At 36.9% G+C, this 16,136-nt stretch carries 10 protein-coding genes; 6 read left to right on the forward strand and 4 right to left on the reverse strand.

All coding sequences use genetic code 11. The features are described 5' to 3' along the window. The first annotated feature begins 7 nt into the window (after positions 1-7). Entirely contained in the window at positions 8-757 is a 750-nt protein-coding gene (locus FJ651_RS15140; protein ID WP_140991590.1) for a C40 family peptidase, read from the forward strand. 48 nt (positions 758-805) lie between these two features. On the opposite strand, the gene FJ651_RS15145 is transcribed toward FJ651_RS15140, so the two are convergent. Further along, a complete protein-coding gene (locus FJ651_RS15145; protein WP_140991592.1) occupies positions 806-2,083 on the reverse strand; it encodes a tetratricopeptide repeat protein in 1,278 nt (425 codons plus the stop codon). Between the two features lie 23 nt (positions 2,084-2,106). Next, a complete protein-coding gene (gene gyrA, locus FJ651_RS15150; RefSeq protein WP_140991594.1) occupies positions 2,107-4,629 on the reverse strand; it encodes a DNA gyrase subunit A in 2,523 nt (840 codons plus the stop codon). A gap of 263 nt (positions 4,630-4,892) precedes the next feature. On the opposite strand from gyrA, the gene FJ651_RS15155 reads away from it, so the two are divergent. Next, positions 4,893-7,442 carry an ATP-dependent Clp protease ATP-binding subunit gene (locus FJ651_RS15155; RefSeq protein ID WP_140991596.1) on the forward strand — a complete coding sequence of 850 codons (2,550 nt, stop codon included), beginning with the start codon at positions 4,893-4,895 and terminating at the stop codon, positions 7,440-7,442. Between the two features lie 84 nt (positions 7,443-7,526). Beyond that, entirely contained in the window at positions 7,527-7,889 is a 363-nt protein-coding gene (locus FJ651_RS15160) for a hypothetical protein (RefSeq protein WP_140991598.1), read from the forward strand. An 80-nt stretch (positions 7,890-7,969) separates the two neighbouring features. Here the strand turns inward: FJ651_RS15160 and hutH are convergent, their stop codons facing one another. Both hutH and FJ651_RS15170 read right to left on the reverse strand, forming a co-directional pair. Further along, positions 7,970-9,481 carry a histidine ammonia-lyase gene (gene hutH / locus FJ651_RS15165; protein WP_140991600.1) on the reverse strand — a complete coding sequence of 504 codons (1,512 nt, stop codon included), beginning with the start codon at positions 9,479-9,481 and terminating at the stop codon, positions 7,970-7,972. Positions 9,482-9,522: 41 nt separating this feature from the next. Further along, the gene (locus FJ651_RS15170) at positions 9,523-11,079 is read right to left on the reverse strand and encodes an NAD(P)H-hydrate dehydratase (protein WP_140991601.1); all 1,557 of its coding nucleotides are present in this window, start codon (positions 11,077-11,079) and stop codon (positions 9,523-9,525) included. A gap of 250 nt (positions 11,080-11,329) precedes the next feature. On the opposite strand from FJ651_RS15170, the gene thrA reads away from it, so the two are divergent. From thrA to thrC, 3 genes are all read left to right on the forward strand, one after another. Further along, complete coding sequence (gene thrA, locus FJ651_RS15175; protein ID WP_140991603.1) at positions 11,330-13,771, forward strand: bifunctional aspartate kinase/homoserine dehydrogenase I; 2,442 nt, start codon at positions 11,330-11,332, stop codon at positions 13,769-13,771. Positions 13,772-13,774: 3 nt separating this feature from the next. Continuing rightward, positions 13,775-14,695: a homoserine kinase gene (locus FJ651_RS15180; protein ID WP_140991605.1), complete on the forward strand. Its 921-nt coding sequence runs from the start codon at positions 13,775-13,777 to the stop codon at positions 14,693-14,695. A gap of 96 nt (positions 14,696-14,791) precedes the next feature. Then, positions 14,792-16,087: a threonine synthase gene (gene thrC / locus FJ651_RS15185; RefSeq protein WP_140991606.1), complete on the forward strand. Its 1,296-nt coding sequence runs from the start codon at positions 14,792-14,794 to the stop codon at positions 16,085-16,087. The last annotated feature ends 49 nt before the right edge of the window (positions 16,088-16,136 follow it).

A 16,136-nucleotide genomic window follows, 5' to 3' on the forward strand; every position in this document is an offset into this window, starting at 1 on the left:
GTTATTAATGTCGCACGGAATAGGAAATTTGGGAGTGGTTCCCATGAGGTTAGAACCTTCTGATACTTCGGAAATGGTATCTCAACTCATTTATGGCGATATTTTTAAAATTATTGACACTAGAAAAAACTGGATTAAAATTAGACTGGATTTCGATCGTTACGAAGGCTGGATAGACAAAAAACAATACCTTCCTATTTCTGAAGAAGATTTCGCCGGTCTTAGCTCCCAACCTATCATTTCAAACAACGATTTGATTGAGTTTGTAAGCGACGAGAATAATAGCTTAATCACCATACCATTTGGCGCTACGCTTAACGGACTAGACATTTTAAAGCATCACTTTGAAGGACATCAAACCGCAGGTATTACCGAAAAGTCGCAACTAATCAACACAGCGCTTACCTATGTTAATAGTCCGTATTTGTGGGGTGGTAAGACGCCCTTTGGAATTGATTGCTCAGGTTTTACGCAAATGGTTTACAAAATAAACGGCTATAAAATATTACGTGATGCATCTCAACAAGCCACCATGGGTGAAGCTTTAAGTTTTATTGAGGAAAGTGAACCCGGTGATTTGGCGTTTTTTGACAACGCCGAAGGCGTCATCACGCATGTAGGTATCATTATGCACGATCACTATATCATACATGCACACGGTAAAGTGCGTGTAGACAGAATTGATCATACCGGCATTTTCAATACCGAACTTAAACAGTACACTCACAAATTAAGAGTGATTAAAAAATTGATATAAAAAAAGGGTCGCAATTAGCGACCCTTTTTTTACTTTTTGAAAGTTTTATTAGTTTCCTTCTTTGATTTCTTCAACCTTTGCTTTCATTTCTTTGTACTTATCGGTTTCACCCAAAGCACTGTACATGTTCATTAAAGTTTCGGCTGCCGGAAGATTTTTAGCGTCTATTTCTAAAACTCTTTGCAGGTAAGGCACGGCATCACCATACAGTTTGGTGCGTTCGGCCTTTAATTCTTCGTAGCGTTTATCATCAGCCTTAGACGTTCCTAAACCATTCATTTCTTCTATTATTGAAGTTTCTCTATCTAATATTAATACCGCCATATTTAGAATAGCATCGCTGTATCTCGGATTTAAATCTATAGCGTTTTGATAATATTTTTTAGCACTTTCGCTATCGCCTGATTCGGCGGCTAATACACCTAGGTTAAATTGTAACTCGGGATTTTTAGGATCTTTGGTTGTAGCTACTTCCATCAATTCTTTAAACTTATCTTTGTTACCCATTTTTAAGTGCACATTAGCTTCAGACAGAATCAATCCCATATCATCAGGGTTCTCTTCGCGAGCATCTTTCATGTAAGCCAGCGCTTTATCATTTTTGTCTTGAGAAACATATATTAAGGCGATATTTTTTACAATTTCAGCACTTTTCGAGGCTGATTTCTCATTTCGTGGTGAGATGTATTGACCTGCTTTAATAGAAGCATCTCTCATTAAGGCATCACCAAATGCTTCTTCTTCATTGGTTTCCTTATTAACAGCAAAATATCTCATTTCTGCGCCGTCATAACCCAATTCTCTTAGTTCTTCATAATACTTTAAAGAAGTGTCATAATCCATACCTTGAACCGCAGCTGAAGCGGCGTAATATAAGTATATGGTGTCTTGAGTAGACATACGATAAAGGTCATTAAACTTATTGGCTGCACCTTTATAATCCTGTGCTTCGTATGCTTTACTGGCACGTGATAGTATGGTACGCAATAAACCATCTTTAATTTGTATAGCCTCTGCGGTATGTTTGGTATAACCTGACTCCTTTTCAACTTCAGATAAGTCCTTTAAACTTTCAATAGCCTTTTTAAAATCGGCATCTGAAGCTGCGCCACCTGCATAATATGCCTGTGCTTTTATTAGGTAATACTTTGCCTTGGTTTTGTCGTCCATATTCGATACAACAGCGTCTGCCGCCGAGGTAGCAGCGCGAGCACCGGCAAAGTCATTACTTTTTAATGCCTTTTCTATCGCCTTAATTTCGTCTTTTTGCGCATAACTCAATCCGCTAATTAAACAAATCAAAGCGATGATCATTTTTGTTTTCATTTTATTAGTTTTTAGTTAATTATTTATTGATTTTCTTCGTTAGGTGCAACATCTGTGCCATTTTCGGTATTGTCGCTTTCCTCGTCATCTTTCATCACCTTAGCAACAGCCGCGATAGAATCGTTATTCTTCAAGTTAATGAGTCTTACACCCTGTGTGGCGCGACCCATCACTCTTAAATCTTTAACTTCCATGCGTATGGCAATACCCGATTTATTGATAATCATTAAATCATCTTCATCGGTAACCGTTTTAATGGCTACTAAATTACCGGTTTTTTCGGTAATAGAAATGGTTTTTACGCCTTTTCCGCCTCTATTGGTAATTCTGTAAATTGGATCACCACCTTCAGGGTCGTCAATATAAGAGCGTTTTCCATAGCCGTTTTCAGATACTACCAATACTGTTTCCTCTTTAGGATTATCCACCGTTACCATTCCAACTACCTCATCTTTGCTATCGGCTAAGGTAATACCTCTAACCCCGGAGGCATTTCTGCCCATGGGTCTGGTCTTGGCTTCTTCAAACCTAACCGCTTTACCCGATTTAAGTGCCAGCATTACCTGACTTTGTCCGGTTGTTAATTTGGCTTCCAGCAATTCGTCATCATCTTTAATGGTAATAGCATTAATACCATTGGTTCTTGGTCTTGAATATTGTTCAAGCGCCGTTTTCTTAACCTGACCTTGTTTAGTGGCCATAATGACATAATGACTGTTGATATAATTTTCGTCTTTTAAATCTTGAGTACAGATAAATGCTTTTACTTTATCGTCTTGTTCAATATTAATAAGATTTTGAATAGCTCGTCCCTTTGATGTTTTGGTACCTTCGGGAATTTCGTAAACACGCATCCAGAAACACTTTCCTTTTTGTGTGAAAAACAACATGTATTGGTGGTTTGTACCCACAAACAGATGCTCCAGGAAATCTTCATTTCTGGTCGTTGAAGCTTTTTGCCCAACGCCACCGCGGTTTTGTGTTTTATATTCGTTTAAAGCAGTACGTTTGATATATCCGGCATGAGAAATCGTAATAACCACCTTTTCATCAGGAATCATATCTTCAATACTGAGATCACCACCTGCATATTGAATCACCGATCTGCGTTCATCTCCGTATCTTTCTTTAACTTCAAGGAGTTCGTTTTTGATGATTTCCATACGTCTTTCCTTTTTATCAAGGATGTCTTTAAGGTCTTCGATGGTGACTAACAATTCGTCGTATTCTGAGCGAAGTTTATCTTGTTCAAGACCCGTTAACTGGCGTAAGCGCATTTCTACAATTGCCTTTGCCTGTAATTCGGATAGCTTGAAGCGTTCAATCAATCTTTCACGGGCTTCATCGGCGTTAGAAGATGATCTGATCAATGCAATAACTTCGTCAATATTATCGGAAGCAATAATTAAACCTTCTAAAATATGAGCCCTTTCTTCAGCTTTGCGTAATTCGTAAGTGGTTCTTCGTACAACCACATCGTGTCTGTGCTCAACAAAATGCCTGATAAGGTCTTTTAAATTAAGCATTTCAGGTCGGCCCTTAACCAAAGCAATGTTATTAACACTAAACGATGATTGCAGCGAAGTATATTTGTAAAGCTTATTAAGAACAATATTTGAAACAGCATCGCGCTTTAAAACGTAAACAATACGCATACCATTACGGTCTGATTCGTCTCTTATGGTTGAAATACCATCGAGTTTTTTATCGTTTACCAGATCGGCTGTTTTTTTAATCATTTCGGCCTTATTGACCTGATATGGGATTTCGGTAACGATGATACACTCTTTACCGTTGATTTCTTCAATATCTGCTTTGGCGCGCATCACAATTCTACCTCTACCCGTTTCAAAAGCTTCTTTGACGCCTTCGTAACCGTAAATAATACCACCGGTAGGAAAATCGGGTGCTTTGATATGTTGCATTAGCTCCTCAATAGTAATATCGTAATTATCGATATAGGCAACCGTGCCGTCAACTACTTCAGTTAAGTTATGAGGCGGCATGTTAGTGGCCATACCAACGGCAATTCCTGAGGCGCCATTTACTAATAAATTTGGAATTCTCGCCGGTAAAACGGTTGGCTCTTTTAACGTATCGTCAAAATTAAGTTTAAAATCAACTGTTTCTTTATCGATATCTGCCAACATGTCTTCTGAGATTCTTCTCATACGGGCTTCGGTGTATCGCATAGCTGCAGGACTATCGCCATCAACAGAACCAAAGTTACCCTGACCGTCTATGAGCATATATCTCAAACTCCATTCCTGTGCCATACGCACCATGGTATCGTAAACAGAGGTATCGCCATGCGGGTGGTATTTACCCAATACTTCACCAACAATTCTGGCCGATTTTTTATGAGCCGTATTAGACCTAACACCTAACTCGTGCATTCCAAAAAGTACGCGTCTATGCACCGGTTTCAATCCATCTCTTACATCGGGTAAGGCACGTGACACAATGACCGACATTGAATAATCAATGTAAGCCGATTTCATTTCATCTTCAATGTTAATAGGAATTAATTTTTCTCCTTCTGCCATAAGATTTTTATTATTATTTGTAGGTTGTTTTGTAACGCGCTAATATAAGTATTTAGCAGGGTTTTTAAAGAATGGTTACTTAAGTTTTTCATGCATTTTATTAACAATAGAAAAGATTATTTTCGTTAATAAGTAGCTACCAATAAGTTTTGTTTTGTTCTATTTTTTTATTCATTTAGCCAAAGTATCTTAAATAAGGTATAATTTTTGAACTTAGATAATTGTTTTTAAGTAATTTTATAGCATAGAATAGAATAAAGTATATGGACGATAATTTTTCCCCAAGAGTTAAAGATGTCATAGCCTACAGTAAAGAAGAAGCACTTAGGCTTGGTCATGATTTTATAGGAACAGAGCATTTAATGCTGGGACTCTTAAGAGATGGTAATGGCAAAGCTATTGATATATTAACATCCTTGAACGTAGATTTAAATCAGCTACGCCGAAAGGTTGAAATCCTTAGTCCGGCCAATCCCGGAGCCGTTGTTACCAGTAACGAGAAGAAAAATCTGCACCTCACAAGACAGGCCGAACGCGCTTTAAAGACAACGTTTTTAGAAGCAAAACTATTTCAAAGTACCTCGATTAACACAGCACACTTATTGCTGTGTATTTTGCGAAATGAAAACGATCCAACTACCAAACTCCTCAATAAATTAAAAGTAGATTACGATAACGTGAAAGAAGAATTTAAATCAATGATAACAAACGAAGACGACTTTTTAGATACTCCAAAGGCAGAATCATTTTCTGACGATGATATCAACGACGAAGACGAAGCCAAACAAAATCCTTTTGGACAAAGCACTCCCAAATCTAACAAAAAGTCTAAAACACCCGTTTTAGATAACTTTGGAAGAGATTTAACCATCTTAGCCGAAGAAGGTAAGTTAGATCCGGTTGTAGGCCGAGAAAAAGAAATACAACGCGTCTCTCAAATATTGAGCAGACGTAAAAAGAACAATCCTTTATTGATAGGTGAACCAGGTGTTGGTAAATCGGCCATTGCTGAAGGTTTGGCATTGCGAATTGTGAAGAAACAAGTTTCTAGAATTTTATTTAACAAACGAGTGGTAACACTCGATTTGGCAAGCCTTGTTGCAGGTACCAAGTATCGCGGTCAGTTTGAAGAGCGTATGAAGGCCGTGATGAACGAGTTAGAAAAGAATGACGATATTATTCTTTTTATTGACGAAATTCACACCATTGTTGGTGCCGGTGGCGCCACCGGAAGTTTAGATGCTTCAAACATGTTTAAACCTGCTTTAGCCAGAGGCGAAATACAATGTATTGGTGCCACAACATTAGACGAATACAGACAATACATAGAAAAAGACGGCGCATTGGAAAGACGTTTCCAGAAGGTAATTGTTGAGCCTACAAGTGTTGAAGAAACCATTCAAATTCTCAACAATATTAAAGACAAATATGAAGAACACCACAATGTTGATTACACACCCGAAGCCATACTGGCCTGTGTGAAGCTTACCAACAGATACATGACCGATCGTTTTCTTCCCGATAAGGCTATCGATGCTTTAGACGAAGCCGGATCACGTGTTCACATTACCAATTTACAGGTTCCCGAGCAAATTTTAGAACTCGAAAAGCAGCTCGATGCGGTTAGAGAAACCAAGAATACAGTGGTTAAAAAACAAAAATACGAAGAGGCTGCCAAATTGCGCGATGATGAAAAACGACTTGAAAAAGAGCTGTCTACTGCTCAGTTAAAGTGGGAAGAAGAATCTAAATTGCACCGAGAAGTTGTAACAGAAGATAATGTAGCTGATGTTGTGTCGATGATGACCGGTATTCCGGTTAATAAAATTGCACAAACTGAAAGTAATAAACTGGCCAAGCTACCAGAATTGTTGCAAGGTAAGGTTATTGGTCAGGATGAAGCTGTTGGCAAAGTTGTAAAAGCCATACAAAGAAACAGAGCCGGTTTAAAAGACCCGAACAAACCTATTGGGTCATTTATTTTCTTAGGTCAAACAGGTGTTGGTAAAACTCAATTAGCCAAGGTACTGGCAAGAGAATTATTTGACAGCGAAGACGCCTTGATAAGAATTGACATGAGCGAGTATATGGAAAAATTTGCCATCTCGCGTTTAGTTGGTGCACCTCCGGGATATGTAGGTTATGAAGAAGGCGGTCAGCTCACTGAGAAAATAAGACGCAAACCTTATGCTGTTGTACTGTTGGATGAAATCGAGAAAGCCCATCCCGATGTGTTTAATATGTTACTTCAGGTGTTAGACGATGGTTACTTAACCGATAGTTTGGGTAGAAAAATTGATTTTAGAAATACCATTATTATCATGACCTCCAACATTGGCGCCAGAAGATTGAAAGACTTTGGTCAAGGTGTTGGTTTTGGAACCTCAGCCAGAGCTTCTCAAGTTGATGACAACGCCAGAAGTGTGATTGAAAATGCCTTGAAGAAAGCCTTTGCTCCTGAATTTTTAAACAGAATTGACGATGTTGTGATGTTTAACGCACTTGAAAAAGAACACATCGACAAAATTATCGATATAGAATTAAAACAACTGTTTAATCGCATTCTAGATTTAGGTTACACACTTAAATTAAGTAAAAAAGCGAAAGATCACATAGCCGAAAAAGGGTTTGACAAACAGTACGGGGCAAGACCTTTAAAACGAGCCATTCAAAAGTATATTGAGGACACTTTAGCTGAAGAGATCATCAATTCAAAAATCAGCGAAGGTGATGTCATTGTGATGGATTTGATTAAAGACGATGACAAGCTTAGTGTAAAAATCGAAAAGTCTGAAGAACCCACAAACACTTAAGACCTTTAAAATTTAAAAAACTCCTTTAATCGAATTAAAGGAGTTTTTTTATGTCTTATTATAAAATGTTTATAGCTTTACCGTATGGCACAGGTGGAGGTTTTAAATTTTTGTACGGTTTCATTTCATTCCAAGTACATGCTGGTTGTGATGGATGAAGGTATTACTGTTACACAATCACTTCATGATGTTTTGGTTGAAAAGGCTCTAGAGTTTTATAAAAATTCTCCTTTTGTATATCTCACGCATCGCATTAATTCTTACGCTGTAGATACCTCTATTTATTCTAAAACCTCGCAGTTGGAAAGCCTAATTGGTTTTGGTGTGATTTCAAAAAACTATAAAGCTAAAAGCAATGCCGAAATTGAAAAACTATTTCTCAAAAAACCTTTTAAGATTTTTGAAGAATTAGAAGGGGCTGTTAAGTGGGCTAATTCTTTGATTTAAAAGAATATGATTAATCTATTACTGCCTGTCTTTGATAATTATTTAGATTGTGCTTTATTTTTATATCCCACCTATAATTCTTAGTCGAAAAGTAAATTAGTATCGATAGAGAAATTATCTATAAAATCTGAAGTAGCTTTCATTAAATTGTGTAGAATTTCATCTTCGGCAACAAATTTCACATCTGATTTGAATGATTTAAGAAAGCTTTCAATAAAACCTGAAGATTTTAAAGGCCCTCTAAATTCCATAGCCTGAGAAGCATTGAGCAATTCTATGGCTAAAATGGTCTTAACATTGTTTATTAACTCATAAGCCTGAACGGCTGCATTAGCGCCCATACTAACGTGGTCTTCCTGACCGTTTGATGATACAATTGAATCAACGCTTGCAGGTGTGGCCAGCTGTTTGTTGGCACTAACTATACTGGCTGCCGTATATTGCGGAATCATAAATCCGGAGTTGAGGCCGGGATTATCAATTAAAAATGCCGGTAAACCTCTGCTTCCTGATACCAGTTGAAATGTTCTTCTTTCGGAAATATTACCCAATTCGGCCATGGCAATTTTTAAGTAATCGAAAGCCAAAGCCAGTGGTTGTCCGTGAAAGTTGCCGCCTGAGATAATTTGATCTTCGGTAACAAAAATCAAAGGGTTATCGGTAACCGAATTCATTTCGGTGGTAAAAACGCGTGAAACGTATTGTAAAGTATCTTTGGTTGCACCGTGAACCTGCGGAATGCATCGGAAAGAATAAGGATCTTGCACATGTTGTTTTTCTTGCGTCATCAAATCACTGTCTTTTAAAAAATCCATCACGCGCTTGGCAGTTTTTATCTGTCCTTCGTGCGGTCTGATGGCATGAACCAACTCATTAAATGGCTCCAGTCTGCCATTAAAAGCATCTAATGAAATACTACCTGTTAAATCGGCAAAATAAGACAACTTATAACTTTCAATTAAACAATGCACACCGTATGCAATCATAAATTGCGTACCGTTCAATAATGCCAGACCTTCCTTAGATTTTAAACTAATTGGAGTTAACTTTAAATGGTTTAAAATGGTTTCAGAAGATTTTATTTCGCCTTTAAACCAAACTTCACCTTTGCCTAGTAATGGTAATGCTAAATGGGCCAAGGGTGCCAAATCACCCGAAGCACCCAAGGAACCTTGCGTATAGACTACAGGAATAACATTATTATTGTAAAAGAACACCAAACGTTCAACAGTTTCTAATTGCACGCCCGAATAGCCGTAACTTAAAGACTGTATCTTAAGAAGCAACATTAACTTTACAATTTTAACAGGAACCAAAGCTCCCATACCACAGGCGTGCGACATGACTAAATTTTCCTGTAATTTCGTTAGATTCTCACTGCTAATTTTAATATTATGCAGTGAACCAAATCCTGTATTAATGCCATAAACCGGCTGCGTTTGTTGCTTTAATTTTAAATCTAGATAATCTCGGCATTCAACAATTTGCTTTTTGGCATCGTCAGATAATTCTAATTTCATTTCCGAATTTAAAATATCGTTAATATCACTCAAACTTAACGGCTTGTTCGAAACAATATGTGATGATGACATGATGTTAATTTAGGTTGTTTAGCAAAGATGCGTAAAGATTTTTAATTTTCAGAGCCGTTGCTGTATGAAGATTCATTTGAAATTTCAGGCTGAACAAACAAATCTGTGTAGGCATTTGAAATTCCGTCAATCACATCTGAAGCAGTGATACATTGGTAGGCCATATTGTGCGCTAATAAATCGGCCGATTTTCCGTGTAAATACACCCCAAAAATAGCCGATTGTAAAGGCTCGTACCCTTGGGCCAATAATCCGGTTATGATTCCCGTTAAAACATCGCCACTTCCTGCCGTTGCGAGACCAGGGTTACCTGTTGAATTTATATAAACTTGATCATGAAGAATAATCATTGTATTAAATCCTTTTATCACCACAATTAAGTTGTACTTTTTAGAAAGGCGTTTTACTTTTTTTATTTTATCAAAATCGTCTTTCCATTTCCCAATAAGGCGTTCTAATTCTTTTGGATGTGGCGTTAATATCGTTAATTCAGGAATGTATTGAATTAACTTTTTATGACTCGATAACATATTGATAGCATCGGCATCTATTACTAAAGGAGTTTTTTGAGATTTTAAAAAACTTTCTATCGCCATTACTGTATCAGGATGCGTTCCCAATCCTACGCCTATTCCAATAGCATTAAACGGTTGATCCACTTTAATATTAGAAATAAAGTCATCATTAACATCTGTCATTACCATTATTTCAGGAAGCGCTGTTTGCAACGCGGTATATCCGCATTTTGGAATGAAAGTAGTTACCAAGCCTGCACCAGAAACCAATGCAGCCCGCGATGCTAATTGAACCGCTCCTATTTTACCATAACTTCCGCCAATAATAAGTACATGACCAAAAGTACCTTTATGAGAAAATTTATCGTGTATTTTATAAAATGGCAATACCTCAGGCTTTCCTATATAATCGGCAATTGATATTGCATCATTCAAAAAATCTTGATCCAAACCAATATCAATAACTTCCCACCGGTCCACAAACTTGGCAGTATCGGGCAGAAAAAATACAAGTTTTGGAACCTGAAAACTCAAGGTGTAATGCGACCAAACTACGGCGTCTTCACTCTCGGGAATTTTATCAGTGTAAAGCCCTGAAGGCATATCAATAGATAAGGTAAATGCTTTTGATTTTCTAAAATGTTGGAAAAGTCGCTGAATCCAATCATCGGCGGGTCTTTTTAATCCAATCCCAAAAATGGCATCTACTATGATATCGTCGGGACTGATTTCAGGAAAGTCAGATTCGCATTTAAGCAGCTCCGGCCACTTCTTTGAAGCCTGACGTAATCTTTCGTAGTTAATTAAAAAATCGTTTGAGCGCTCATTACTGCAATTAACCACATAAGTAATAACGTTATATCCATGATTTACCAAATGTCTGGACAACACCAAACCATCACCACCATTGTTGCCAATACCACAAAACACCCGAATTAAAACCGGGGCGCCGTTCAATCTACTGTGCATCCAATTAAAAACTTCGGTGGCTGCTCGCTCCATTAATTCGGTTGAAGTGATCTGCTGCCGCTTGAGTGTGATTTGGTCTGCCTTATAAATTTGTTCTTTCGAGAGTATTTTCATCTAAAAAATATTTAAAGATTCTCAATAATTACCGCATAAAATTCACATTTTTTAACCTAAAACATCATATATATGTAAATGATTCTAAAAAGTTTTGCTTTGTTTTTTTATCAACGTAAAAATAATACATTTGAAGGCCTAACGTATTAATTTCAATCAAATTTCAATTCAGTTAAAACATATTAGACTTTTACATCGTAGCTGCCAAGTAATGCTTCTGCAGTAATATTCTACACAAATTATAAAATTTATGCGTGTTATAAAATTTGGAGGCACATCGGTTGGAAGTGCCATAAATATTAATAAAGTCATTGCTATTTTAAAAACTTACAGCGAAGAAGATGAGGTCATTTGCGTTGTATCGGCGGTTGGTGGTATTACCGACAAACTTCTTGAATGCGGTAGCATGGCTCAAAATCAAGACGATACCTACCTTAGCCTGTTTGAAAAGATAAAAACAATACATCTTAATTTGGTAGATGAATTAATCTCTATCAATAACCACGATGTTAAAAACAATGTTGAAACCAAACTTCAACACTTGAAGAATTTATTGGATGGCATCTATCTCATCAACGAATTATCACTTAAAACATCAGATAAACTTGTTAGTTTTGGCGAATTACTATCGTCTTACATCATTGCCGAAGCGTTAATTTCCCGCAATTTCGATGCTATCAGAAAAAACAGTCAAGATTTAATTGTAACCAATAGCAATTTCACCAAAGCTGAAGTGAATTTTAAAATCACCAATAAAAATATTCAGGAATACTTCAAGGATCAGCATAAAATTGTTGTGTTACCGGGTTTTATTTCTAAATCTGAAAGCGGCGACATCACCACCTTAGGACGTGGTGGATCAGATTATACCGCTGCCATCATGGCTGCTGCTCTCAATGTTAAGCAGCTTGAAATATGGACAGATGTTAGCGGTATGTTTACGGCCAATCCGAAATTGGTAAAACAGGCCAGACCCATAGAAAAACTCTCCTACCAGGAAGCCATGGAATTATCGCATTTTGGTGCAAAAGTGTTATATCCTCCAACTGTTCAGCCGGTCTTGGATGCTGAAATTCCAATTTTAATTAAAAATACCACAGAACCTGAAGCCGATGGAACTTTAATTACCAATCACGTCAACACCTATAAAAACAGCGTAAGTGGCATTAGCAATATCGATAAAATTGCTTTGCTTACCTTGCAAGGCAATGGAATGATTGGCATACCGGGATTTTCAAAACGACTTTTTGAAACCTTAGCTCAAGAGAAAATTAATGTAATTTTTATAACACAGGCCTCTTCAGAACACTCTATTTGCTTTGGAATTTCAGATATTGATGTACAAACCGCCGAAATAGCTATTAATGAAGCCTTTGAATACGAAATTTCATTAAGAAAAATTGACCCCGTCATCGTTGAAACTGGATTATCTATCATAGCATTAGTTGGCGACAATATGAAAAACCACCAAGGTATTAGCGGTAGAATGTTTAGTGCATTGGGAAAAAACAATGTCAATATCAGAGCCATTGCGCAAGGTGCTTCCGAAAAAAATATTTCGGCCGTCATTCTTGAAAAGGATGTAAAAAAAGCATTGAATGCCTTACACGAAATCTTTTTTGAAGTAAAAACAAAACAGCTCAATGTATTTATAACAGGTGTTGGTAATGTTGGCGAAAGACTTATTGCGCAAATTGAACAACAGCGAAAACACTTAAAACAGCATTTGCGTTTAAATTTAAGAGTGGTTGGTATGTCTAATTCACGACAAATGTATTTTAATGAAGAAGGTATTGATTTAGCAAACTGGAAATCTCATTTAAATGAAGGTGAAACTGCCACATTACAAGGGTTTTTAGATAAAATCATTGCACTAAATTTAAGAAACAGTATTTTTATAGATATCACGGCATCGCACGAAGTTGCCCATATGTATCAACATTATTTAAAAGAAAGTATTGCCGTTATTGCTTGTAATAAAATTGCTTGTTCAAGCGATTATAACAACTATCAAAATCTTAAAAATCTTTCTAGAAAATACGGCGCCCCATTTTTATTTGAAACCAATGTTGGTGCAGGTTTACCTATTATAAATACCTTGAATAATTTAATCAATTCGGGCGACGACATTGTATCGATTCAAGCGGTACTATCGGGTAGTTTAAATTTTGTTTTTAATAATTTTAACGGTGAAACCTCTTTTCATGATGTAGTTAAGCAAGCCCAAAATGAAGGTTATACAGAGCCTGATCCCAGAATTGATTTAAGCGGTGTTGATGTAGCCAGAAAAATTCTCATTCTTGCAAGAGAAAGTGGTCATCAACTTAATTTAGAAGATATTAAAAACACGTCCTTTTTAACTGAGGCTAATTTGAAGAGCGATAGCGTAGAAGGTTTTTATCAAACATTGATTAAGGATGAAGCCCACTTCCAAGAGCTTTACAAAAATGCCGTGAACAAGAACTGCCAGTTGAAATATGTAGCCGAATTCAATAATGGCATCGCCAGCGTTGGATTGCGTGAAATTCCAGAGGGTCACCCGTTTTATAATCTAAAAGGTAAAGACAATATTGTGATGTTTTATACCCAACGCTACCCCGATCAACCCCTAATTGTAAAAGGCGCAGGTGCAGGTGCCGAAGTAACAGCCTCCGGACTGTTCGCAGATATTATTAAAGTAGGAAACCGATAAAGCATGAACGAAATAAGAATATTTTCTCCGGCAACTGTGGCCAATGTTTCCTGCGGATTTGATGTTTTGGGGTTTTGCCTTGATGGCATAGGCGACGAAATGGTGGTAAGAATTAGTAAAAATAAAGGTGTTAAAATAAGCAAAATTGAAGGATACGACTTGCCTATTGAAGCCCATTTAAACGTTGCCGGCGTTTCGGCACAGGCTTTAATTGACGATGCAAAACCTGATGTTGGATTTGAAATTGAAATTTACAAAAAAATTAAACCCGGTAGTGGTATTGGCAGTAGTTCAGCCAGTGCGGCAGGTAGTGTTGTTGCTATTAATGAATTACTTGGGAGACCATACAATAAAACTCAACTCACCTATTTCGCCATGATGGGCGAAGCCATGGCCAGCAAGAGCTATCACGCCGACAATTTGGCACCGGGAATTTTTGGTGGTTTTACCTTGGTAAAAAGTGTTGAACCATTGGAAATTTTAGAATTACCAACACCGCACAACTTATATGCTGTTATTATACATCCGCAAATTGAAATAAAAACTAGCGAAGCACGAGCCTTATTACCTCAAAAGGTAAATTTGAAAGATGCCACGGTGCAATGGGCTAATGTTGGTAGTTTGGTGCATGCTTTACATACAAATGACTATGGGTTGTTAAGCAGGTCATTAAACGATATAATTGTCGAGCCACATCGCAGTAAGTTAATTCCGTTTTTTGATGAAATTAAACAACAAACTGTTAAAAATGGGGCGCTTGGTACGGGTATATCAGGATCTGGACCATCTATTTTCTCTTTATGTGAAGGATTAGAAAGTGCAACCAATATCGAAAAAACCATGCGTGACATTTATAAAACAACCGGAATTACATTTGAAACTTATGTATCTAAGATTAATGAGGACGGAATAAAAGTCATTTAAATGTTTACTTTAATCTTATCACACAGAGTGCCACAGAGAAGCGCAGAGTTTCACAGAGAAATTATTTAAAATTAACTGAATTTATTATTATCAGACATGAACTACTATTCCTTAAATATGAAAGCCCCAAATACAACTTTTAAAGAAGCCGTTGTTAAAGGATTGGCACCTGATAAGGGTTTATACTTTCCTGAAAGCATTACACCTTTATCAAAATCGTTCTTTAATAATATACAAGATTTAAGCCGACACGAAATTGCTTTTGAAGCCATTAAACAATTTGTGTCTCCAGATATACCTGAAAAAGAACTTAAATTAATTATTGAAGAAACACTTAACTTCGATTTCCCAATAGTTCCCATAACCCAAAATATTTCAAGTTTAGAACTTTTCCATGGTCCAACGCTGGCATTTAAAGATGTTGGTGCCAGGTTTATGTCGAGATGCCTGGGCTATTTCAACAAAGATAATAATGAAAATATTACTGTATTAGTAGCAACCTCAGGCGATACCGGAGGCGCCGTGGCCCATGGGTTTTTAGGTGTAAAAGGTGTTGATGTGGTAATTTTATATCCCAGCGGAAAAGTAAGCGATATTCAAGAAAAACAGCTTACCACCCTTGGTAAAAACATTAGTGCTTTAGAAGTTGATGGCGTTTTTGATGATTGTCAGGATATGGTGAAACAAGCCTTCTTAGATAAAGAATTAACTTCAGTAATGCAGCTCACTTCTGCCAATTCAATCAACGTTGCCAGATGGTTACCACAAATGTTTTATTACTTTTTTGCTTATCAAGACTTAAGTAAACAGCATAAAAATATTGTGTTTTCTGTACCAAGCGGAAACTTTGGAAATATTTGTGCCGGTATGATGGCGCAGCGATTGGGTCTTCCCATTCATCATTTTATTGCAGCAAATAATAGCAACAATGTGGTAACAAACTATCTTAAAACTCAAAAATACGAGCCTCAACCGGCTATTGCTACCATTAGTAATGCCATGGATGTTGGTAATCCGAGTAATTTTATACGAATCGAAGAATTATTTGGCAAATCGTTTAATGAATTAAGCACTCATTTAACTTCCTACAGTTACAGCGATGAAGCGACCAAGAAAGCCTTAAAGCGTTTGTATTTCGATTACAATTACATTGCCGATCCTCATGGTGCTGTTGGTTTTTTAGCTGCTGAAGACTATTTAAAAACGAATCCCAATGCTCACTGTGTAGTACTGGAAACAGCACATCCTGCAAAATTTTTAGACATAGTTGAAGAAACCATTCGAGAAAATATTGAACTGCCGGCGCAACTTGATAAAGTGATGAAGAAAAAGAAGAAATCTTTAAAAATGGCGACTTATCATGACTTAAAATATTTCCTGTTAAATAGATAGTGTCTTAACGCCTTTTAAAAACTAATCATAAAAAAAGCGCCATTAAAAA

The organism is Paucihalobacter ruber, assembly GCF_006494535.1.
Classification (GTDB): domain Bacteria; phylum Bacteroidota; class Bacteroidia; order Flavobacteriales; family Flavobacteriaceae; genus Paucihalobacter; species Paucihalobacter ruber.